This is a genomic window from Nocardioides thalensis, assembly GCF_013410655.1.
In the GTDB taxonomy this organism is placed as follows: Bacteria; Actinomycetota; Actinomycetes; order Propionibacteriales; family Nocardioidaceae; genus Nocardioides; species Nocardioides thalensis.
The window spans coordinates 2,429,014-2,450,421 of sequence record NZ_JACCFP010000001.1 but is presented as its reverse complement, the minus strand read 5'-3'; the positions used below and the strand labels follow the sequence as shown (position 1 = coordinate 2,450,421).

The following is a 21,408-nucleotide window of genomic DNA, read 5'->3' as shown; positions in this document are numbered from 1 at the left end:
ATGAGCGTCCCGGTGCTGTTCCGCCGCCTGCTGGGCGACGTCCTGCGCGAGCGCCGCTCCGAGCTCGGCATGACGCTGCGTGAGGTCTCCGGCGTCGCCCGCGTCAGCCTCGGCTACATCTCCGAGATCGAGCGCGGCCAGAAGGAAGCCTCCTCCGAGCTCCTCGCGTCGCTCTGCGACGCCCTCGACATGCCGCTCTCGCGCGTCCTCCACGACGTCGCCGACGCGGTCGCGCTCGAGGAGGCGGCCCAGCAGGTGCCGTCGATCGGCACCCCCGAGGTCGTGCCCTCCGCCGCCTGACCCTGGTCAGCGCTGCGCGGCCATCGCCTCCAGGCGGGCGATCCGCTCCGGCATCGGCGGGTGCGTGGAGAACAACCGCGAGACGTCCTGCGCGCGGAACGGGTTCGCGATCATCAGGTGGCTCGTCGTCTCGAGGCGCGGCGACTGCGCGAGCGGAGCCCGGCGGGTGCCGGCCTCGAGCTTGCGGAGCGCCGAGGCGAGGGCGAGCGGGTCGCCGGTCAGGCGGGCACCGTCCTCGTCAGCGTCGTACTCCCGGGTCCGGCTGATCGCCAGCTGGATCACCGTGGCCGCGAACGGCGCGAGCAGGGCCATGGCGAGCATGGCCAGCGGGTTGGGGGCGCGCTCCTCGTCGCTGCCGCCGCCGAAGATCGACGAGAACGCGAGGAACTGGCCGATCGAGCTGATGACGCCCGCGATGGCCGCGGCGACCGACGAGGTCAGGATGTCGCGGTTGTAGACGTGCATCAGCTCGTGGCCCAGCACGCCCCTGAGCTCGCGCTCGTCGAGGATCCCGAGGATGCCCTCGGTGACGCACACGGCCGCGTTCTGCGGGTTGCGCCCGGTCGCGAAGGCGTTGGGGGCCTGGGTCGGCGAGATGTAGAGCCGTGGCATCGGCTGCCCGGCGCGGTCCGAGAGCTCGCGGACGATCCGGTAGAGCCACGGGGCCTCGGCCTCGGAGACCGGTACGGCGCCCATCGAGCGCAGCGCGATCTTGTCGGAGTTCCAGTAGCCGTAGGCCGTCATGCCGACGCCGATGAGGGCGAAGATCCAGATGAAGGCGCTGTTGCCGGTGCCGGCCGCGATCAGACCGCCGACGCCCAGCAGCAGGGCGAAGATCGCGCCGAAGAGCCCTGCCGTCTTGAGTCCGTTGTGATGGCGATGCATGTCGGTTTCAACGCCCGCGGCGCGGCGTTTCGTTCCGCCGGAGGGCGGCGACCGGACGATTCACAGTCACTTCTCAGGCTGGCACGACGGGCACCAGTACGTCGTCCGCTGCTGGCCGGGCGGGCCCACCTCGCCGGCCACCACCGTCGTGCCGCAGCGCGGGCAGGCGCGTCGCTGCCGGCGATAGACCTGCTGGGGCGGACGGCCCGCGCTCACCCCGGCCTTCAGCAGGCGCCGGGCCCGCTCGAGCAGGCGCTCGGGGTCGCGCACGTCACCGACCCGCGCCATCGGGTGCACCCCGTGCAGGAAGCAGGTCTCCGCGAGGTAGATCGTGCCGATGCCGGCGACCACGGTCTGGTCGAGGAGGGTCTCACCCAGCACCCGGTCGGGATCGGCCGTGAGCCGGCCGACGACCTCGCCGACGTCCCAGTCGTCGGCCAGCAGGTCGGGCCCGAGGTGGCCGACGACGCTGTGCTCGTCGGCCGTCGGCAGCAGCTCGACCAGACCCAGGGAGAAGCCGACCGCCTCGCCCGGCTCGGTGCGCAGCACCACCCGCGCGGTGTGGGCCGGCTTCGGCCAGCGATCGCCCCGCCGCACCACCCGCCAGGTGCCCTCCATCTTCAGGTGCGTGTGCAGCGTGAGCGCCTGACCCTCGTGGTCGAGCCGGGTGAGCAGGTGCTTGCCGTGGGTGCCGGTGCCGCGCACGGCCGCGCCTGCGAGGTCGACCGTGGCGAGCGACGGCCACCGGAAGTCGGTCGCGGTCAGCGTGCGGCCGGCCAGCGCGCGGTCGAGGCGCCGGGCGGTGAGATAGACCGCGTCACCTTCAGGCACGGTACTGGGCTCGGTCGCCGAGGATCCGCAGGCCGCGCGGGGTGGCCACGAACCCGGCGGCGTCGAGCGCCTCGCGCAGCGGCGAGGGGCCGGCGCCGAGCAGCGGGGCGCCGTCGGCCTTCTCGACGGTGAGCCGGCCGAGCGTGCCGCGCCGGACCGCGGTGGAGAGCGCCTCGGCGGCCGGGCCGAGATGGTCGGGGTCGTCGGACCAGGTGAGCAGGGTGCGGCCGCCGCGCTCGACGTAGAGCACCAGCCGACCGTCGACCAGGACGACGAGGGCGCCCGCCTTGCGGCCCGGCCGGTGGCCGCCGGCGTCCTCCGCGAGCGCGGGCCAGGGGAGCGCGGCGCCGTAGGGGTTGGCGGGGTCGGTGGCGGCCAGCGCGATCGCCGCCGGCTTGTCGTCGCTGCCCCCCGCCACCTGGGCGAACGTGCGCAGCCGGTCGACCGCGCCCGCCGTACCGAACTGGGACGCGCCGAGCCCCTCGACGAAGTAGCCGCGGCGGCAGCGGCCGGCCTCCTCGAAGCGTGACAGCACGCGGTAGACGGCCGCGAAGCCGCCCGGGACCCGCTCGGCGACGACGGCGCCGCGCGTGACGACGCCGTGGCGGTCGAGGAGCCGCTCGGCGGTCGCGTGGGCGCGCCGGGTGGCGTCGTCCTCGACGGCGGGAAGCAGTGCCCAGCGGCCGGCGGTCTCGGGCGGGCCGGAGCGGGCGACCCGTCCGGGGCGGGGAGGGGCACGCCGCGCCCGGTGCGCCGGCCGGCCGGTGCTGGTGAGGGCGCGGAGAGGGGCGAGCGTGTCGTTGGTGACCCGCCCCGACCAGACCAGTCCCCAGAGTGCGGTGCTCAGCGCGGCGTCGTCGGTGAGCGCGAGCGAGTCGGAGAGCTGGCGGAAGAACCACGCGCCGCCCGGCGCCAGGGCGTCGAGCACCCGCTGCTGGAGCTCGTCGGGCTCGTGGTCGGTGGGCTCGGGCAGGGTGAGCGGCGCCTGGTCGGCCAGGTGGAGCGAGACCCAGCCGTCGGCGCCCGGGAGCGCGCCGTGGCCCGCCCACACGACCTCACCGGTGGCGGTGAGCTCGTCGAGGTGGGCCGGCTCGTAGTCGCGGACGCGCGCCGGCAGGACCAGGGTCTCGATCGCGCTGGCGGGCAGCGGCGCTCCGGCGAGCTGCTCGACGACCCGGACCACGCCGTCGATCCCTCGCAGGCCCTTGCCCTCGATGTGCTGCCACGCGGCGCCGAACCGCGCCAGGGCGGTCGGCTCGACCGGCTCGATCTCGTGGCGGAGCTTGGCCAGCGACCGCCGGCGGAGCCGGCGGAGCACCTCGGCGTCGCACCACTCCTCGCCGACGCCGGTGGGCCGGAACTCGCCGGTCAGCACCCGGCCCTGGGCCTCGAGCCGTTGGAGCGTGTGGCGTACGACGGCCGGGCCGAGCCCGAGCCGCGCGGCGACGTCGGCGGTGGTGAACGGCCCGTGGGTGCGGGCGTAGCGGCCGACGAGGTCGGCGAGCGGGTCGTCGACCGGCTCGGTGAACACCGCCGGCGTACCGGGCGGGACGGGGGTGCCGAGCCCGTCGCGGAGCCGCCCGACGTCCTCGACGGCGGCCCACGCGGCGCCGTACGGCATCCGCACCTCGACCGCGCGGCGCTGCGCGGCGAGCCCGGCCAGCCACTCGGTGGGGTCGTCGACGGAGCGCTCCGCGACCTCGGCGTCGGTGAGCGGGCCGAGCAGCCGGAGCAGGTCGGCGACGCCCTCGGCGCCCCGCGCGCGGCGGTCGTCGGCGGTGCGCTGGAGCTCGGCCTCGACCTCGGCGAGCACGTCGGGGTCGAGCAGCTCGCGCAGCTCGGCGCGGCCGAGCAGCTCGGCGAGAAGGCCCTGGTCGAGGGTGAGCGCGGCGGCGCGGCGCTCGGCGATGGGGGAGTCGCCCTCGTAGACGAACTGGGCGACGTAGCCGAAGAGGAGGGTGCGGGCGTAGGGGGAGGGCTGCGGGGTCTCGACGTCGGTGACCGTGACCTCGCGGCGCTCGATGCGCTGCAGCAGGCCGGTCAGCGCGGGCAGGTCGTAGACGTCGTTGAGGCACTCGCGGACCGTCTCGAGCAGGATCGGGAACGACGGGTAGCGCGCGGCGACCTCGAGCAACGACGCCGCCCGCTGGCGCTGCTGCCACAGCGGCGACCGGCGGCCGGGGTCGCGGCGGGGGAGCAGGAGCGCCCGGGCCGCGCACTCGCGGAACCTGGCGGCGAACAGCGCGGACCCGCCGACCTCACGGGTGACGATCTCGTCGATCTCGTCGGGCTCGAAGACCACCAGCTCGGCGGACGGAGGCTCGGCATCGGTGTCGGGGAACCGGATGACGATGCCGTCGTCGGAGGCCATCGCCTGCCCGTCGATGCCGTAGCGCTCGCGCAGTCGGGCGTTGATCGCCAACGCCCAGGGGGCGTGGACGGCGGTGCCGTAGGGCGAGTGGAGCACCAGCCGCCAGTCGCCCAGCTCGTCGCGGAACCGCTCCAGCAGGAGCGTCTGGTCGGAGGGGAGGAACCGGGTGGCGTCGACCTGCTCGCGGAGGTAGCCGACCAGGTTGGTGGCGGCGTTGTCGTCGAGACCCTCGGCCCGGGCCTGGTCGAGCGCGGTCGGGTCGGGCAGCGCGGAGAGCTCGCGGGTGAAGGCGCCGATCGCCTGGCCGAGCTCGGCGGGGCGGCCGACGTTGTCGCCCTTCCAGAACGGCAGCCGCCCGGGGACGCCCGGGGCGGGCGTCACCAGCACCCGGTCGTGGGTGATGTCCTCGATCCGCCAGCTGGTCGCGCCGAGCGCGAAGACGTCGCCGACCCGGCTCTCGTAGACCATCTCCTCGTCGAGCTCGCCGACTCTCCGGTTGGAGCCCTCGCCGACGAGGAACACGCCGAAGAGCCCGCGGTCGGGGATGGTGCCGCCGCTGGTGACCGCCAGCCGCTGGGCGCCGGGCCGGCCGGAGATCCGGCCGGTCACCCTGTCCCAGGTGATCCGCGGGCGGAGCTCGGCGAACTCGTCGCTGGGGTAGCGGCCGGCGAGCAGGTCGAGGGTGGCGTCGAAGGCCGACCTGGGGAGCTGGGAGTACGGCGCCGCGCGCCGCACGACGTCGTAGAGCTCGTCGACGCTCCACTCGTCGACGGCCGCGGCGGCGACGACCTGCTGGGCGAGCACGTCGAGGGGGTTGGCGGGCACCCGCAGCGACTCGATGCCACCGGTGCGCATCCGTGAGACGGACACGGCGGCGGGGGCGAGGTCGCCGCGGTGCTGGGGGAAGAACACGCCCTTCGACGTCTCGCCGACCTGGTGGCCGGCGCGGCCGACCCGCTGGAGGGCGCTGGCGACGCTCGGCGGGGACGCGATCTGCACGACCTGGTCGACCGCGCCCATGTCGATGCCGAGCTCGAGGCTGCTGGTGGCGACGACGGCCGGTAGCCGGCCGGACTTGAGGTCGTCCTCGACCAGCGCGCGCTGCTCCTTGGAGACCGAGCCGTGGTGGGTGCGGGCGAGCAGGGGCGACGCGCCGGCGCTGGCGCCGGACTGCGCCATGACCTGCGCCGGCGGTTTCGAGGCTCGCTTCGCTCGCACCTCAACCTCCGGCACGCCGTCGGCGGTGACGCCCGCGGCGATCTCGTTGAGGCGGGCCGTCAGTCGCTCGGCGCCGCGGCGACCGTTGGTGAACACGATGGTGCTGCGGTGGGCGCGGATCAGGTCGGCCACCCGCTCCTCGACGTGCGGCCAGATGCTCTGGTTGCGTCGCTCCCGCGACTCGCCGAAGTCGTCGTAGTCCTCCACCTCGGGGAGTCCTGCGTCGGGCTGGCTCATGTCCTCGACCGGGACGACCACCTGCAGGTCCCACTCCTTGTGGGCGGGCGGGGCGACGATGTCGACCGGAGCGGCGCCGCCGAGGAACCGGGCGACCTCCTCGGTCGGTCGGACCGTCGCCGACAGCCCGATCCGTTGGGCGGGCTCGGGGAGGAGCGCGTCGAGCCGTTCGAGGCTCACCGCGAGGTGGGCGCCGCGCTTGGTGCCTGCGACGGCGTGCACCTCGTCGACGATGACCGTCTCGACGCTGCGCAGGGTCTCGCGCGCCTGGCTGGTCAGCATCAGGAACAGCGACTCGGGCGTGGTGATCAGGATGTCGGGCGGCCGGGTCTGGAGCTTGCGACGGTCGCTCGCCGACGTGTCACCCGATCGGATGCCGACACTGACCTCGGGGAGCGGCGGCAGGGACAGGCGGTCGGCGGTGTGCCGGATGCCGGTGAGCGGCGCCCGCAGGTTGCGTTCGACGTCGACGGCGAGGGCCTTCAGCGGCGAGACGTAGAGGACGCGGGTGCGCCGGCGCTTGTCGTCGGGCGCCGGCGTGGTGAGCAGCCGGTCGATGGCGGCGAGGAACGCGCTGAGCGTCTTGCCGGACCCGGTGGGGGCGACGACCAGGCTGTGGCGACCCGCGCCGATCGCCGCCCAGGCGCCTGCCTGGGCGGCCGTCGGCTCCGCGAACGCGGCGCGGAACCACGCGCGCGTCGCCTCGCTGAAGGAGCTCAGCGGATCGGACTGGTCTGCCACCGGGACAGTCTTGCGCACCGCGCCGACAGCGCCGCCCCACGGCGGAGCCCGGTCAGGCGGGCTGCGCGGCGGCCCCGAGCACGCCCAGCACCTCCTCGGCGGACGTCGCGGCCTCGAGACGGGCGACCTGCTGCTCGTCGGCGAAGACCTCGGCGATGCGGGCGAGCACCCTGAGGTGGTCGTCACCGGCCGCGGCGACGCCGACGACGAACGTGACGTCCTTCCCGTTCCAGTCGACGCCGGCCGGGTAGCGGACGAACGACAGCGCCGTACGACGGATGCTCGGCTTGGCCTCGTTGGTGCCGTGAGGCAGCGCCAGGCGGTTGCCCATGTAGGTCGACACGGACTTCTCGCGCGCGTGCATGGAGGCGACGTACGACGCGTCGACCGCGCCTGCCGCCACGAGCAGCTCACCGGCCGTCGTGATCGCGTCGTCGCGGGTGCCGGTCGCGTCGAGCACCACCGACGAGGCGGCGAGGATCGGTTGGCCCGCCGGGGAGTCATCGGAGGCCGGCGCCGGCGCAGGAGCCGGAGCTGCGTCAGCCCCTGGCTCGCTCCGCTCGCGCACGAGGGCGACGATCTCGTCGTACCTCGGGCTGTTCATGAAGTTCTCGACGGAGACGTGGACGGCCGAGGGAGTGGACCGGCGTGCGCGGTCGGTCAGGTCCTGGTGGGTGACGACGAGGTCGACGTCGTCACGCAGGTTCGAGATGGCCTTGTTGACCACGGTCACGTCGGTGAAGCCGGCGCCGTGGACCTTCTTCCGCAGGACCGAGGCACCCATCGCGGACGAGCCCATGCCCGCGTCGCACGCGAACACGATCGAGCGGATCGGGCCCCCGCGGGTGGACCCGGCGAGCGCGGTCGAGGCGATCGACCGCTTGCCCTTCATCGACTCCATGCTGGCGGTCGCCCCCGCCAGGTCGCCCTCGTCGGCGGCACGGTCGGTCTTGAGCAGGAACGCGGCGACGAGGAACGACACCGCCGCGGCGAGCACGACCGAGAGGGTGACCCCGACGATGCTGCCGGCCGGTGACTGGAGCCAGACCGCGATGATCGAGCCGGGAGCGGCGGGCGCGCGGAGGCCGGAGTCGAAGATCAGGTTGGTGGCCACGCCGGTCATGCCGCCGGCGATCATCGCCAGGATCAGCTTCGGCTTCATGAGGACGTACGGGAAGTAGATCTCGTGGATGCCTCCGACGAAGTGGATCAGCGCGGCGCCCGGGGCGGAGGCCTTGGCGACGCCCTTGCCGAAGATCATGAACGCGAGCAGCAGGCCGAGGCCGGGTCCGGGGTTCGCCTCGACGAGGAACAGCAGCGACTTGCCCTCCTCCGCCGCCTCGGTGGTGCCGAGCGGGGTGAACACGCCGTGGTTGATCGCGTTGTTGAGGAAGAGGACCTTGGCCGGCTCGACGAAGATCGAGGTCAGCGGCATCAGGCTGTTGTCGACGAGGAAGTCGACGACGTCCTCAGCCACGTTGGAGAACGCCTCGACGAACGGGCCGGCGACCAGGAAGCCGCCGATCGCGAGGATCATGCCCCAGATGCCGGCGGCGAAGTTGTTGACGAGCATCTCGAAGCCGGGCCGGATCTTGCCGTCCCACAGGGCGTCGATCTTCTTCATCGACCAGCCGCCGAGCGGGCCCATCACCATCGCGCCGAGGAACATCGGCACCTCGGCACCGGCGACGGCGCCCATCGTCGCTATCGCGCCGACGACGCCGCCGCGGATCGAGTCGTTGTACATCATCCGGCCGCCGGTGTAGCCGATCAGGATCGGCAGGAGGTAGGTGATCATCGGGCCGACGATCCCGCCGCCGTCCGCGTCCCAGCCGCCGAGCGCGGAGACGAAGCCGTAGTCGTACTGGCCTTCCTCGAGGCCGGGCGGGTAGCCGAACCACTTGTCGCCGATGAGGGTGATCCAGCCGGCCTGGATGAACAGGGCGGTGATCAGGCCCCACGCGATGAACGCCCCGATGTTCGGCAGCACCATGTTGGAGAGGAACGTGCCGAAGCGCTGGACGTGGACGCGGAGCCCGCTCCGGGTCGTGGTCGCGTGGGTCGTGGACATGGGCGGAACCTCCAGCGAACGGGGAGTGACTGGCATCACATGAATCTGTGAATGTCTTTGTATCGCCCCCGAAACCGCTCGTCAAGAGTCTGAAACCAACATGAGTGAAGACGAAGCCACTGATTTCCGGTACGCTGCGGCCATCACTCGGAGCCACCCCTGGGAGGACATGATGAAGGCCCTGCGCTTCTACGCACCGGAGGACGTCCGCGTCGAGGAGGTGCCCGAGCCGGTCTGCGGGCCCGACGAGATCAAGCTCAAGGTGCGCAACTGCTCCACGTGCGGCACCGACGTGAAGATCCTCCACAACGGCCACCAGAACCTCACCCCGCCCCGGATCACCGGCCACGAGATCGCGGGCGAGGTGGTCGAGGTCGGCGCGGAGGTCAACGCGACGTACGGCTCCTCCTGGTCCGTCGGCGACCGGGCCCAGGTGATCGCGGCGGTCCCGTGCGGCGAGTGCCACGAGTGCCGCAAGGGCTGGATGGCGGTCTGCCAGAACCAGACGTCGGTGGGCTACCAGTACGACGGCGGCTTCGCCGAGTACATGATCGTGCCCCGCCAGGTCCTCAAGGTCGACGGCCTCAACCGGATCCCCGACGCCGTCGGCTTCGATGCCGCCTCGGCCGCCGAGCCGCTCGCGTGCGCGATCAACGCACAGGAGCTGCTCGGCATCGAGGAGGGCGACACCGTCGTCGTGTTCGGCGCCGGCCCGATCGGGTGCATGCACATCCGGCTCGCGCGCGGCGTGCACGGGGCGGGGCGGGTCTTCCTCGTCGACGTCAACGCCGACCGCCTCGCGATGTCCGCCGAGGCCGTGCACCCCGACGAGCTGATCGACGGCTCGAAGGTCGACGTCGTCGACCGGGTGATGGAGCTGACCGACGGGCGCGGGGCCGACGTCGTGATCACCGCGACCGCGGCCAACGTGACCCAGGAGCAGGCGATCGCGATGGCCGCGCGGAACGGCCGGATCTCGTTCTTCGGCGGGCTGCCGAAGACCAACCCCACGATCACCTGCGACTCCAACGTCGTCCACTACCGCCAGCTGCACATCCACGGTGCCAACGGTTCGGCGCCCGAGCACAACAAGCGCGCCCTCGACTACATCGCGACCGGGCAGGTGCCGGTCGCCGACCTGATCACCGAGCACGTCCCGCTGGAGCGGGTGCTCGACGCGTTCGCCATCGTCGAGAAGGGCGCGGCCATCAAGGTGACCGTGGAGCCGTGACGACCGTGATAGGACAGCCACCATGTACGCCGAGGAGCGCCAGCAGGCGATAGCGCAGCTGGTGACCGAGACCGGGCGGTGGTCCGTCAACGACCTCGCGGCCCGGTTCACGGTCACCACCGAGACGGTGCGCCGGGACCTGTCGGCGCTCGAGCAGATCGGCCTGGTCCGCCGGGTCCACGGCGGCGCGGTCGCCGCCGAACGCCTCGCCGTGATCGACACGGCACTGGGCGACCGCGACGTCGCGCACGCCGAGGAGAAGGAGCGGATCGCGCAGGCAGCGCTCGCCCAGCTCCCGACCACGGGCGCCCTCGTGCTGATCGACGCCGGCACGACGACGTCGCGGTTCGCGGCCGCGCTGCCGACCGACCTGCACCTGGTGGTCACGACGCACGCCGTGCCGATCGCAGCCCGTCTGGCGCCCCGGGGGCACCTCGACCTGCACCTGCTCCCCGGGCGGGTGCGCGCCACCACCCACGCGGCCGTCGGCGCCGAGACCGTCGCCGCGCTGGGCGACCTGCGCGCCGACGTCGCCTTCCTCGGCACCAACGGGCTGACGCTCGACCACGGCCTGTCGACGCCCGACGCCGAGGAGGCCGCGGTCAAGCGCGCGATGGTCGCCGGTGCGCGCCGCGTGGTCGTGCTGGCCGACTCGTCCAAGGTCGGTGTGGAGAGTCCGGTGCGGTTCGCGACCATCGAGCAGCTCGACGTGCTCGTCACCGACAGCGGCATCGACGCCGAGGTGCGCGCCGCGCTCGAGCGCGCAGGGATCGAGGTCGTGGTCGCCTAGTCGCGATCGCGTGCGGCGCGTGCGGCGGCACGCGCTCCGACGGGATCGGTGGCCGCGAGCGCCGCTGCCGCCATCTCCTCGCACTGGGTGACCGTGACGGCACCGAGCGCCGCGCCGACCGGACGCACCGCGGCGGCGGCCATGGAGAGCGAGGTGACGCCCAGCCCGACGAGGACGGCCGCCAGCAGCGGGTCTGCTGCCGCCTCGCCGCACACGCCGACCGGCTTGCCCGCCTCGGCACCCGCGCGCGCGGTCATCGCGACCAGGTGCAGGACGGCCGGCTGCCACGGGTCGGTGAGGTGAGCGAGGTCGGTGGCCATCCGGTCAGCGGCCATCGTGTACTGCGTGAGGTCGTTGGTGCCGATCGACAGGAAGTCCACCTCGGCCAGCATCTGCTCGGCGAGCAGGGCGGCGCTCGGAACCTCGACCATCACGCCGGCCCGCAGGCCTCGTCCGCGCACCGCGGTGGCGAAGTCCCGCGCCTCGGCGGTGGTGGCCACCATCGGCGCCATCACCCAGGTCTCCGCCCCGGTGCGCTCGGCCGCGATCGTGATCGCGTCGAGCTGCCGGTGCAGCAGGCCGGGGTCGGCGAAGGAGAGACGCAGGCCCCGCACGCCGAGCGCCGGGTTCTCCTCGTCGGGATGGGTCGCGAAGCTGATCGGCTTGTCCGAGCCGGCATCGAGGGTGCGCACGACGACGTGGCGCCCGTCGGCGTACGGCGCCAGCGCCTCGGCATAGATGTCGGCCTGCTCGTCGACGCTGGGCTCGCGGTCGCGGTTGAGGAAGCAGAGCTCGGTGCGGAACAGGCCCACGCCGTCGACGGGCTCCTTCGCGGCAGCGGCGGCCGACGCGCCGTCGGCGATGTTGGCGAGGAGCTTCACGTCGGTGCCGTCGGCGGTGCGGCCGGGGCCCGCCCAGGTCGCGACCGCGGCACGCGCCGAGCGGTCCGTCTCCGCGCGCTCGCCTGCGGCGACCGGGTCGGGATCGACCTCGATCACGCCGGTCGCGCCGTCGACGAGCAGGAGCGTGCCCGCCGCGACGCCAGCGGCGCCGGCGGCTCCCACGACGCAGGGGATGCCGAGCTGGCGGGCGATGATCGCGGTGTGGCTGGTGGGTCCGCCCCGCTCGGTCACGAGAGCGAGGATCAGCGTGGGGTCGAGCGTCGCCGTGTCGGCGGGGGCGAGGTCGGGGGCGACCAGCACGCTCGGCCGGTCGGGGACGGGCACCCCCGGCTCCGGCTCCCCGACGAGGTGCGCAAGGAGCCTGCTCTGGACGTCGCGGAGGTCGGTCGCCCGCTCGGCCATCAGGCCGCCCATGCTGGTGAAGAGGTCGACGAAGTGGTCGACCGCGTGGGCGAGTGCGACGGGGAGGATGTCGCCGCCGTCGAGCTGCTTCTGGACCGTGGCGCGGAGCCCGCGATCGGTGGCGAGGGCGGCGCTCGCCGTGAGCACCTCGGCGGTCGCGCCGCTGGCCAGGCCGGCCTTGCGGGTGAAGCCGGCCGCCACGGCGGCCGCCGCTTCGTCGTACGCCGCGAGCGCCGCGTGGGCATCGGCGAAGCCCCCGTCGCCGTACCTCTCGACGGCCTCGGGGGAGACGGCCGTGACCGCGACGAGCGCGGGGCCGACGGCGATGCCTGCGACGACGGGCGTGCCCTGGATGCTGGTGACCATGGTCACACCGTAGGCCGAGAAAGCCTTGACAAGCAACAGAAACGGGCATAGAACAACACAAACACAGATCGCGTGCTCCAGGAGGTCGGAAGTGATCGTCACCGTCACGCCCAACCCGAGCATCGACCGCACCGTCGCCCTGCCCGGCCCACTGACGCGGGGTGCCGTGCACCGGGTGGCCTCGCACGTCGACGAGCCCGGCGGCAAGGGCGTGAACATCTCCCGTGCGTGCCTCGCGGCCGGGGTGCCGACCCTCGCGGTGCTGCCCGCGGTGTCCGGCGACGGCTTCGTCCGTGACCTGGAGCGGCTCGGCGTCCCCTGCCTGGTCGTTCCGCACGCCGGGTCGATGCGGGTGAACCTGACGATCAGCGAGCCCGACGGCACCACGACGAAGCTCAACGCCTTCGGCGCCGACACCTCGCCCGACGAGCTCGAGGCGCTCGCGGACGCCGTGCTCGCACGCCCCGCCGGCGGGTGGGCAGTGCTCGCGGGGTCTCTGCCGCCGGGAGCGCCGGACGACTGGTACGCCGGGCTCGCCTCCCGGCTCCGCTCGGCCGGTTGGGCCGTGGCGGTCGACACCAGCGGCGCCGCGCTCGACGCGGTCGTCGCCGCGCTCACGCCTGCTGCCGCCCCGTCCCTGATCAAGCCCAACGCGGAGGAGCTCGCCTCCGTGACCGGCGAGGACCCCGCGAAGCTCGAGGCAGACCCCCGCCTGACCGCCGTCGCCGCGCAGTCCCTGGTCGACCGCGGCGCCGGCGCCGTGCTCGCGACGCTGGGGCCCGGCGGCGCCGTACTGGTGGACGGTTCGGGGGCGTGGCACGCGCAGCCGCCCGCCACCCGCGTGGTCAGCACGGTCGGCGCCGGCGACGCCAGCATGTTCGGCTACCTGCACGCCGACCTGCTCGGGCTGCCCGCCCCCGAGCGCCTCGCCTCGGCCGTGGCCTACGGCAGCGCCGCAGCCGGACTGCCCGGCACGACCGTGCCCACCCCGGACGACGTCCGGGTCGCCGACGTCCTCGTTCGCCAGCTCGATCCCGTCTGAACCCCTGGAGGAACCCATGCCCACCAAGTCCGTCGTCGTCGGGTCCGCCGTCGGCCTGCACGCCCGCCCCGCCGCGCTGATCTCGCAGGCCGCGCTCGACCTGGGCTCCGAGGTGCTGATCGGGCTGCCTGGGGGAGTCCCGGTCGACGCGAGCTCGTCGCTGATGATCATGACGCTCGGCGCGGGCAACGGAGCGACCGTGGAGGTGTCCGGCGAGGTCGAGGCGGACGTCGACGCGATCGCCGCGCTCGTCGCTCAGGACCTCGATGCGGAGGACGCACCGGGGGTCACGGCCGTCTGATCCCTCGCCCCACCGGCGTAGGGTCCGAGGCATGGCGGAGTTCCCCCAGCTCTTGCACACCGTGCTCGACACGACCGACTGCCGCGGGCTCGCGGAGTTCTACCGCGAGCTGCTCGGGTTGTCCTACCGCCCCGGCGACGTGCCGCCCGGCGAGGGCGAGGTCGACGACGCGGACTGGCTGGTGCTGGTGGACGCTGGCGGCGCGCGGAAGCTCGCGTTCCAGCACGTCGACCGGCTCACGCCCACGACGTGGCCCGAGCACGACGTACCGATGCAGCTGCACCTCGACTTCACGGTGACCGACCGCGACGAGCTCGAGCGGCACCGTCGCCGGGCCGAGGAGCTGGGCGCGACTGTGCGGCTCGACCGGACCGACGACGCCGACGAGCCGCTCTACGTGCTGGCCGACCCGTCGGGCCACCCCTTCTGCATCTTCGTGGCGTAGGTTCGCCGCGTGCTGGAGACGCCGGAGGAGTACTACGCCCGCATCGCCGCCGCGACCGACGAGGACGGGCGCCTGCCGGTCGCCGTCGAGGAGATGCCCGGCTGGGACATCTATCCCTACGAGGTCGACTCGCTGCGCATCAAGCCGCTGCAGCCGCTGGGCGAGGAGGAGCCGGACCGCAGGGGCGAGCGCGCCGAGGACTGCTGGTGCGCCGACCCCGGCTCCCGCGGATCACACGGCGGGGTCGCGTGGCACAACGAGCGGTGGCGGGTGGTGCTCTCGAGCGAGACGCGGGTGCCGGTGTTCCTGATCCTCGAGCCGCTCGCGCACCACGACTACGGCGACCTGACCGACGAGCTGGCGGGGGAGATGGGCCGGCTGCTCGTTGCGCTCGCGGCGGCCATCGAGGAGCTGCCGAGCGTCGGCCGGGCGCACCAGTACCGCATCGGCGACGGCGGCGCGCACCTCCACCTGATGTTCTTCGGGCGTCCCCGTCGCATCCTCCAGTTCCGCGGGTCACCGCTGCTGGACTGGGAGGAGAACCTGCCCCTGGTCCCGCAGGAGGTGCACCGCGCCAACGCGGCGTACGTCGGGGAGCGCCTGGTCGAGCGGGTCGGCGGGTCCGGCCCGGACTGGACGTGACGTCGTGAGCGACGCCCTGTCGTACGTCGTCGAGCGGGTGCCGGTGACCGACACCTATCCGCTGCGCGCCCTGGTGCTTCGCAACGGAGGGCCGCCGGAGAGCGCGCGGGTCCCCGGCGACGACCACCCCGAGGTCGCGACGTACGCCGCCCGCGACGCCGCCGGGGCGGTGGTCGGCTGCGTCGGGCTGTTCCCCGAGCCGTGCCCCGACCTGCCCGACGACTCTCGGCGCGGGTGGCGGATCCGCGGGATGGCGACGCTTCCCGAGCTGCGCGGCCGCGGGGTCGGCTCCGCCGTACTCGCCGCTGCCCTGGACCACGTACGGCGCGCCGGCGGCGGACTGGTGTGGTGCAACGCGCGGACGCCGGCGCGGACGCTCTACGAGCGGGCCGGCTTCCAGGTGATCGGCGAGGAGTGGGAGGACCCGGAGATCGGGCCGCACGTGCGGATGTGGCGCGCGGTCGATCCGGCGTGAAGTTTTTCGCGCGAGGCTGTCGGATCCGCGTGCGACCGTTCGTGGCGTAGGTGAAGGTGGGCCATCAGGCCTGCCCGGAAGCAAAGGAGCAGTCATGGCCGAGTACCTCATCTACTTCAACCAGCAGTGGGTCGGCGACCACCCGGCCGAGTGGTTCCAAGGGAGGGTCGAGCCCTCGATGGCGGTCGTGAACGAGATGAAGGCCGCCGGCGTCTGGGTGTTCGGCGGCGGCCTCGAGGAGGACGGCCCGGTCTACGCCGCGGACGCGACCAGCGGCGAGGTGCTGGTCACCGACGGCCCGTACGTCGAGACCAAGGAGCAGCTCGGAGGCTTCTGCGTCGTCGACGTCCCCGACGACGAGACGGCCAAGTACTGGGCCGGCAAGGTCGCCGCAGGGTGCGGCTGGCCGCAGGAGGTGCGGAAGTTCGGGGCGGTGCCCGAGGTCGGCTGAGGTCGCGGGACGGCCGTGAGCGCGGCGGCCTAACTGGCGGGGCGACGTCTCGGTGTTTCCGCGGTTGATCCCTGTCACCCGATGCCCGTGATCAACCGCGCTGTTGTCGTCAGGACGCCTCCGGTCGCGGTCGTAGGACTGAGAGTGACCTATACACCACGCTGAGTCCTACGACCTCCGGAGCGCGGCCGTGCGGGGGAAGAGCGCGCCGCCATCAGTCAGGGTCCCGTACGCCGTACGCTGCCGTCGTGGCAACCACCCGGAAGGCGCGGGCCGCTCGGCGGCGCAAGGTGCGCATCGCCCGGGTGGTCAACGACCTGACCGACGAGCAGTGGATCGCGCTCCAGACCGCGTGGGCGGCGTGTGCCTACTGCGGCGCCGAGGAGCCGGCCCTCCAGCGCGACTGCGTCCTTCCGATCTCGCGCGGCGGTCGCTACACCCTCGACAACGTGGTGCCGGCCTGTCGCTCCTGCAACGCGAGCAAGTGCAACGACGAGGTCACCAGCTGGATGCGCCGCAAGAGACTCGACGAGCGGGCGTTCCTGTTGCGGTACGCCGAAATCAGGGCGCATCTGGCGCAGCTGGCTCAGCTTGCCGAACCGGGAGCGTCCGCGGGGTAGATCTCGCGCAGTGGCGAGCCCCCGTCGACCAGCAACCGTGCTCCCGGTCGCAGCGCCGCAGCGATCCGGGCGCGGGCGCGTTCGCCGGCGCGAGGATGTCGACCGTCGAAGGCCCCGACCCGGACGGCGAACGCGAGGTCGTAGGGCTGCTCGTTCGCGTCGAGTACGAAGTCCTCGGCCGCGACGTGGCGAAGGCGCACCATGCCTGCCTCGATCTCCGAGGCGAGCTTGCGCTGGGTCAGCGCGATGCCGCGAGCCGACCGGTCGATGAGCAGGACGTGAATCCCCTCCACGCGCCGCACCAGCGCGCGGGCCGCGGCGCCGGGCGCGCCTCCGATCTCGATCACCCGCATGCCCGGTCGCACCGGCAGCGCTTCGACGATGGCCGCGAGGCGGGGCGAGAGCGTCGTCATGGCTCGCACGCTAGATGTGCAGCCGGGGCGGCGCCTGACCGTTCTTGCGCCGTCGGGGCGGCGGAGGCGTGGGGGTGGGCGCGCCGAACGTCAGCGCGAGTCGTCCTCCTCGCGCAGCCGCGGCTCCGTCCGGTTCTCCGGCCGGATGCCCTGCTTGTCGCTGTAGAACTCCCGCACCCGGTTCATGTCGGCCACCAGGTCTCCCGACGGCTGGAAGGTCGGGCCCATGCCGAGCGTGCGGGTCGGGCCGTCGACGAAGCCGAGGGTCACGGGCAGGCCGGTCTGCTGGGAGATCCGGTAGAACCCGGGCTTCCAGTACTCGCCCTTGCTGCGCGTGCCCTCGGCCGCGATGACGAGCAGGAAGGAGTCGTGGCTCTCCGCCTCCTTGAGCAGGGCCCGGATGGTCGCACCCGGGTTCGCCCGGTCCAGCGGGATGCCGCCCGTCGCGCGGAGCAGCGTGCCGACGGGCCCCTTGAAGAACGACTGCTTGATCAGCACCTGCGGCTGCACGCCGTTGCTCCACGCGATCAGGATCATCGCGACCCAGTCCCAGTTGGAGGTGTGCGGCGCGCCGACCAGGATCCCTCGCTCCGGCACCTCGCCCACGAGCCTCCAGCGGGTCGCTCGAAGGACGGTCCGGGCAATGACGGGTCGCAGCCTCACCAGCGGAGCGTAGCGACGGCACACCCGCCGTACGATCGCGGCATGGATCGACGGGGGACCGGGCCGGCATGAGCGGCCGCGTCCGGATCGCTGCCGCGGTGGTGGGCGCGCTCGCCTGTGCCGCGGTCGCGCTCGCCCTGTGGCTGTCCGCCGGCGACGAGTCCGCGCCGGACACAGGCCCCGACGCCGGCGAGGCGCCGAGCGCGGCGCCCGCGTCGGCGACCTCCTCGCCACAGCCCCCGACGCCCACCGACGGCCCCGACGACCGCTGCCGGGCCATCGGCCCGTTCCCGCCCGAGCGCATCGTCGTCCCCGGCGTCCTCGAGGCCGAGGTCGTGCCCGTCCCGCGGGACGACCGGGGCGTCACCGGCGTGCTCCCGCTCAGCGACAAGGAGAGGTTCGCGTGGGACATGCCGCCGAGCGTCCAGCCGGGGGAGCGCCGGGGCAACGTGCTGCTCAACACCCACACCTGGGCCGACGGCAGCGCGGCCGGCAACCGGCTGCTCGACGGCCTCGACGTGGGCGACAGGATCATCCTGACGGGCAGCGGCCAGCGGCAGTGCTACGACGTCGACCAGCGGATGGAGGTCGAGGCGAGCGCGAAGCTCCCCGCCTACTACGAGGACGACGGCCCGCACCGGGTCGCGATCATCGTGTGCTCGGGGGAGCGCACCGGCCCGGGGGAGTGGAGCCACCGCACGATCTGGTTCGCCCGCGCGGTCGCGTAGCCGCTACTTCGACGGCAGCGACCCGGCGTAGGCCACCCCGCGGTCGACCCACTCGCGCAGGTCGTCGTCGGTCGCGACCTGGTCGGTGGCCACCCGCAGCCAACCGGTCATCGCGCGGCCGCGCATCTCCATCGGCTCGGCGGGAGTGGTCGCGATCAGCTCCTCGCCTTCGGCCGGGTCGACCCGCACCATGATGCCGCCCTGGCCGCTGGCGGCGATCGCCATGTTGCCGCCGACCATGAACCCGAGGCCGCCGAACATCTTCTTCTCGACCAGGGTCGGGTCGTCGATCAGCGCGCGGATCCGCTCCGCGAGGGCTTCGTCGTACGCCATGACCCGACCGTACGGCGCGCCGCCGACATCAGGCCGGCGGCGCCCACCGCGGGTCGCGGCCGATGAAGCCGATCATCCGCGTCTGCCAGTCGGCGTCGTCCGGCACGGGCACCGCGGCGCCGTACTGACCGCTCGAGCGCAGCACGTCCTCCATCGCCGCCATGCCCTCGTAGAGCTCCCGGCACTTGTCCCGGTCGAGCCGGTCGTCCTGGCCGGTCGCGCGGGCGAGGTCCCAGGTGTGCATGAAGACGTCGGCGGTGTAGAACCGCGAGATCGCGTCGGGCAGGGGCTGCTCCGGGAGCCGCGGGTGCGCGAAGACCATGCCCGCGGAGGCCGGGTCGTCGAGCACCGCCTGTACGGCGTCCGCGTGGTGGGTCCACGCGCCGACCGGGTCGTCGTCGACCGAGGGCCCCGGCGCGATCCGTACGTCGGACCCGCCGGCGAGGAACGCCGGGAACCACTCGACGAGGTGGCGCACGACGTCGCGGGCCACCCAGTCCGCGACGGGCGAGGGGGCGTCCCAGCCCCCGTCGGCCACGCCGCGGACCCGCTCGGTGAACGCCCCGGCGATCGCGCGGTGCTCGTCGGCAGGAGCGGTCGGCAGGGTCATGCCCGGCCGTCCGCGAACATCTCGTCGAGGACGGCGTAGCCCTCGTTGATGCCGACCTCCATGCCGCTGGCGAGCATGCCGGCGCGCGCCTCCATGGAGAACACGACCGACAGGATGTCGACCTCCGTGCGGCCGTCGCCGAGGTCGCGGAACGTCGCGGTCTCGAGGTCGACCGCCTCCGGCATCTCCTCGAACCCGAACGTCTGCGTGATGTAGGCGTGCTCCTCGACGCGGTGGACTGAGCCGTAGAAGTGCGCGATCTCCTCGCCGTCGCGGCGTGCGGTGTAGCGATAGGACCCGCCGGTGCGCATGTCCCACGTCTCGATCTCCATGTCGATCGACCGCGGGCCCATCCACTGGCTCACCAGCTCGGGGTCGGTCCACGCGCGCCACACCCGCTCGAGCGGCGCGTCGAAGGAGCGCGTGATCCGGACGGTGGGCAGGTCGGGGTCGGCCTCGATGACGGTCTCGGGGGCGGTGCTGGTGCTGGTGGTCGTGCTGGTCATGATGCTGCTCCTCGCTCGGGGTCGGTTGGTGTTGACTGCTCGACGCCGTCCTCCTCATCGCCCATCCGGGCGAGGAGGGCGTCGAGCCGCTGGTAGCGCTCCTCCGCCTGTCGTCGGTAGCGCTCGATCCACTTCGTCATCAGGTCGAAGACCTCCGCCTCCAGGTGGACCGGCCGGCGCTGCGCGTCGCGGCTGCGCCGCACCAGCCCGGCGTCCTCGAGCACCTTCAGGTGCTTGGACACCGCTTGCAGGGACACGTCGTACGGCGCCGCCAGCTCGCCGACGGTCGCGTCACCCGCGGCCAGCCGGGCGACCATGTCGCGCCGCGTCGGGTCGGCGAGTGCCGCGAAGACCCGGGAGAGACGGTCTTGTTCAACCATGCGGTTGATTAAATGCCCTCGTTCCGGCCTTTGTCAACCGTTTGATTGAATACCGTGCACGACGGCGGCGAGAGCCCGGTCGAGCTCGGCGTCGGTGACGCCCCCGAACCCCAGCACGATGCCCGAGAGGCGGGCGGTCCGGCAGTAGTCCGCGAGGGGAGCGATCTCGAATCCGGCGGCCCGCGCCCCGGCCCGTGCGCGCTCGACCACGTCCGGCGGCATCAGCCACGACGAGTACATCCCGGCGGACGGGCCGGCGGCCTCGCCGTACGGCGCCAGCGCCTCGGCGACGCGGGGCGCGCGGTCGGCGTACACCCGCCGCGCGCTGCGCACGACCTTGTCGACCCAGCCCTCGCGCAGCAGCGCCAGGAGCGCCCGCTGCGTCGGCCACGACGGCATGTCGTAGGTGCGCTCGCGGTGGACGACCATGGCGTCGAGGAGGTCCGGAGGCGGCACGACCCAGCCCAGTCGCAGCCCCGGCCCGACCGACTTCGACGCGGTGCCCAGATAGGCCACCCGCTCGCGGTCGAGCGACGCGAGCGCCGGGATCGGCGCCACGTCGTAGCGGAACTCGGAGTCATAGTCGTCCTCGACCACCAGCACGTCGTGGGTCCGCGCGGCGTCGAGGAGCGCGACCCGGTCGGCCGCGGCGAGCACGTGACCGAGGGGGTGCTGGTGCGCGGGCGTGACGTACGCCGCCGCGAGCCCGGCGACCCGCAGCGGCGCGGTCGCGGGCAGGTCGACGACCTCCCGGCCGGCGGCGCGCGCGCACGCGACGGCGGCGCCGTAGCCGGGGTCCTCGATGCCGACCGGCCCGGGCGCGACGTGGGGGAGCAGCTGGCGGAGCCCGTCGGCGGTGCCCGCGGTGAGCAGCACATCGTCCGGGTCCACGGTGAGGCCGCGGGTGCGAGCAAGCCGGTCGGCGAGGGCGGCGCGCAGCTCGGGCATCCCGCGCGGGTCGGGATAGCCCATCGGCGGCGCGCTCGCCGACACCTCGCGCCACGCCCGCCGCCATCCCGCCCGGTGCCGCGGGTCGATCCACGGCGAGCCGGTGTCGAGGAGGTGCAGGTCGGGGCTGGCGGGTCGCCGCTGTCGCATGGGTACGGCGGCCGCGGTCGTCCCGGCGGAGGCGACGAACGTGCCGGCGCCCTGGCGAGCGGCCAGCCACCCCTCGGCGAGGAGCTGCTCGTAGGCCTGCTCCGCGACCGAGCGCGCTACGCCCAGGTCGGCCGCGAGGGCCCGGGTGCTCGGCAGCCGGTCGCCCTCGGTGAGGGTGCCGGCGACCACCAGCTCGCGGATCCGGTCGGAGAGCTGGACGCCCAACGGATCGGGGAGGTCGCGGTCGAGGCGGACCGGGATCGTGCGCACGGGGGCTCCTCACGAGCAGAAGTGGCCTGCCGAAACGGTAACGGATTGGACCGTGACGCGGGGCCAATCCGCCGGAAGGATCGTCA

At 73.5% G+C, this 21,408-nt stretch carries 23 protein-coding genes; 11 read left to right on the top strand and 12 right to left on the bottom strand.

Annotated elements, in window-relative coordinates:
* On the top strand, positions 1-300 hold the full coding sequence (locus HNR19_RS12075) for a helix-turn-helix domain-containing protein (RefSeq protein WP_179668147.1): 300 nt from the start codon (positions 1-3) through the stop codon (positions 298-300).
* 6 nt (positions 301-306) lie between these two features.
* Here the strand turns inward: HNR19_RS12075 and htpX are convergent, their stop codons facing one another.
* The 4 genes from htpX to HNR19_RS12055 all read right to left on the bottom strand — a co-directional run bounded on the left by htpX (position 307) and on the right by HNR19_RS12055 (position 8,654).
* A complete protein-coding gene (gene htpX, locus HNR19_RS12070) occupies positions 307-1,185 on the bottom strand; it encodes a zinc metalloprotease HtpX (protein WP_179668146.1) in 879 nt (292 codons plus the stop codon).
* A 66-nt stretch (positions 1,186-1,251) separates the two neighbouring features.
* Positions 1,252-2,016: an Fpg/Nei family DNA glycosylase gene (locus HNR19_RS12065; RefSeq protein ID WP_179668145.1), complete on the bottom strand. Its 765-nt coding sequence runs from the start codon at positions 2,014-2,016 to the stop codon at positions 1,252-1,254.
* Positions 2,009-6,583 (bottom strand): ATP-dependent helicase, encoded by a 4,575-nt coding sequence (locus tag HNR19_RS12060; protein WP_179668144.1) that lies wholly within the window; start codon positions 6,581-6,583, stop codon positions 2,009-2,011. The genes HNR19_RS12065 and HNR19_RS12060 overlap by 8 nt, the downstream gene beginning before the upstream one ends.
* Before the next feature lie 52 nt (positions 6,584-6,635).
* Entirely contained in the window at positions 6,636-8,654 is a 2,019-nt protein-coding gene (locus tag HNR19_RS12055) for a PTS mannitol transporter subunit IICBA (protein WP_179668143.1), read from the bottom strand.
* Positions 8,655-8,826: 172 nt separating this feature from the next.
* On the opposite strand from HNR19_RS12055, the gene HNR19_RS12050 reads away from it, so the two are divergent.
* Both HNR19_RS12050 and HNR19_RS12045 read left to right on the top strand, forming a co-directional pair.
* Complete coding sequence (locus HNR19_RS12050) at positions 8,827-9,885, top strand: zinc-dependent dehydrogenase (RefSeq protein WP_179668142.1); 1,059 nt, start codon at positions 8,827-8,829, stop codon at positions 9,883-9,885.
* Positions 9,886-9,907: 22 nt separating this feature from the next.
* Positions 9,908-10,675 (top strand): DeoR/GlpR family DNA-binding transcription regulator, encoded by a 768-nt coding sequence (locus HNR19_RS12045; protein ID WP_179668141.1) that lies wholly within the window; start codon positions 9,908-9,910, stop codon positions 10,673-10,675.
* Here the strand turns inward: HNR19_RS12045 and ptsP are convergent.
* A complete protein-coding gene (gene ptsP / locus HNR19_RS12040) occupies positions 10,672-12,345 on the bottom strand; it encodes a phosphoenolpyruvate--protein phosphotransferase (protein ID WP_179668140.1) in 1,674 nt (557 codons plus the stop codon). The genes HNR19_RS12045 and ptsP overlap by 4 nt on opposite strands.
* A gap of 91 nt (positions 12,346-12,436) precedes the next feature.
* On the opposite strand from ptsP, the gene HNR19_RS12035 reads away from it, so the two are divergent.
* The 7 genes from HNR19_RS12035 to HNR19_RS12005 all read left to right on the top strand — a co-directional run bounded on the left by HNR19_RS12035 (position 12,437) and on the right by HNR19_RS12005 (position 16,321).
* Positions 12,437-13,387: a hexose kinase gene (locus HNR19_RS12035; protein WP_179668139.1), complete on the top strand. Its 951-nt coding sequence runs from the start codon at positions 12,437-12,439 to the stop codon at positions 13,385-13,387.
* Between the two features lie 16 nt (positions 13,388-13,403).
* Positions 13,404-13,688, top strand: a complete 285-nt coding sequence (locus HNR19_RS12030) for an HPr family phosphocarrier protein (RefSeq protein WP_179668138.1) — start codon at positions 13,404-13,406, stop codon at positions 13,686-13,688.
* 31 nt (positions 13,689-13,719) lie between these two features.
* Entirely contained in the window at positions 13,720-14,133 is a 414-nt protein-coding gene (locus HNR19_RS12025; RefSeq protein ID WP_179668137.1) for a VOC family protein, read from the top strand.
* 9 nt (positions 14,134-14,142) lie between these two features.
* Positions 14,143-14,775, top strand: a complete 633-nt coding sequence (locus tag HNR19_RS12020; protein WP_179668136.1) for a hypothetical protein — start codon at positions 14,143-14,145, stop codon at positions 14,773-14,775.
* Positions 14,776-14,779: 4 nt separating this feature from the next.
* Positions 14,780-15,250, top strand: a complete 471-nt coding sequence (locus tag HNR19_RS12015; protein WP_218910224.1) for a GNAT family N-acetyltransferase — start codon at positions 14,780-14,782, stop codon at positions 15,248-15,250.
* A 94-nt stretch (positions 15,251-15,344) separates the two neighbouring features.
* Positions 15,345-15,701: a YciI family protein gene (locus tag HNR19_RS12010; protein WP_179668135.1), complete on the top strand. Its 357-nt coding sequence runs from the start codon at positions 15,345-15,347 to the stop codon at positions 15,699-15,701.
* Between the two features lie 248 nt (positions 15,702-15,949).
* A complete protein-coding gene (locus HNR19_RS12005) occupies positions 15,950-16,321 on the top strand; it encodes an HNH endonuclease (RefSeq protein ID WP_179668134.1) in 372 nt (123 codons plus the stop codon).
* Here HNR19_RS12005 and HNR19_RS12000 read toward each other — a convergent pair.
* A complete protein-coding gene (locus HNR19_RS12000) occupies positions 16,288-16,734 on the bottom strand; it encodes a methyltransferase domain-containing protein (protein ID WP_179668133.1) in 447 nt (148 codons plus the stop codon). The two genes, HNR19_RS12005 and HNR19_RS12000, sit on opposite strands and share 34 nt — an antisense overlap.
* Positions 16,735-16,824: 90 nt before the next feature.
* Complete coding sequence (locus HNR19_RS11995) at positions 16,825-17,397, bottom strand: 1-acyl-sn-glycerol-3-phosphate acyltransferase (RefSeq protein WP_179668132.1); 573 nt, start codon at positions 17,395-17,397, stop codon at positions 16,825-16,827.
* A gap of 68 nt (positions 17,398-17,465) precedes the next feature.
* Between HNR19_RS11995 and HNR19_RS11990 the strand changes: the two genes are divergently transcribed.
* Positions 17,466-18,125, top strand: coding sequence for a class F sortase (locus HNR19_RS11990; RefSeq protein ID WP_179668131.1), 660 nt, complete (start codon positions 17,466-17,468; stop codon positions 18,123-18,125).
* Between the two features lie 3 nt (positions 18,126-18,128).
* On the opposite strand, the gene HNR19_RS11985 is transcribed toward HNR19_RS11990, so the two are convergent.
* Genes HNR19_RS11985 through pdxR form a run of 5 tightly spaced genes read right to left on the bottom strand, consistent with a single transcriptional unit; the run spans position 18,129 to position 21,322 of the window.
* The gene (locus HNR19_RS11985) at positions 18,129-18,458 is read right to left on the bottom strand and encodes a TfoX/Sxy family protein (RefSeq protein WP_179668130.1); all 330 of its coding nucleotides are present in this window, start codon (positions 18,456-18,458) and stop codon (positions 18,129-18,131) included.
* 28 nt (positions 18,459-18,486) lie between these two features.
* Positions 18,487-19,068: a TIGR03086 family metal-binding protein gene (locus tag HNR19_RS11980; protein ID WP_179668129.1), complete on the bottom strand. Its 582-nt coding sequence runs from the start codon at positions 19,066-19,068 to the stop codon at positions 18,487-18,489.
* A complete protein-coding gene (locus HNR19_RS11975; protein WP_179668128.1) occupies positions 19,065-19,574 on the bottom strand; it encodes an SRPBCC family protein in 510 nt (169 codons plus the stop codon). The genes HNR19_RS11980 and HNR19_RS11975 overlap by 4 nt, the downstream gene beginning before the upstream one ends.
* Positions 19,571-19,954 carry an ArsR/SmtB family transcription factor gene (locus tag HNR19_RS11970; RefSeq protein WP_179668127.1) on the bottom strand — a complete coding sequence of 128 codons (384 nt, stop codon included), beginning with the start codon at positions 19,952-19,954 and terminating at the stop codon, positions 19,571-19,573. Before HNR19_RS11970 ends, HNR19_RS11975 begins: the two co-directional genes overlap by 4 nt.
* Before the next feature lie 33 nt (positions 19,955-19,987).
* Positions 19,988-21,322: a MocR-like pyridoxine biosynthesis transcription factor PdxR gene (gene pdxR / locus HNR19_RS11965; protein ID WP_179668126.1), complete on the bottom strand. Its 1,335-nt coding sequence runs from the start codon at positions 21,320-21,322 to the stop codon at positions 19,988-19,990.
* Positions 21,323-21,408: the final 86 nt, after the last annotated feature.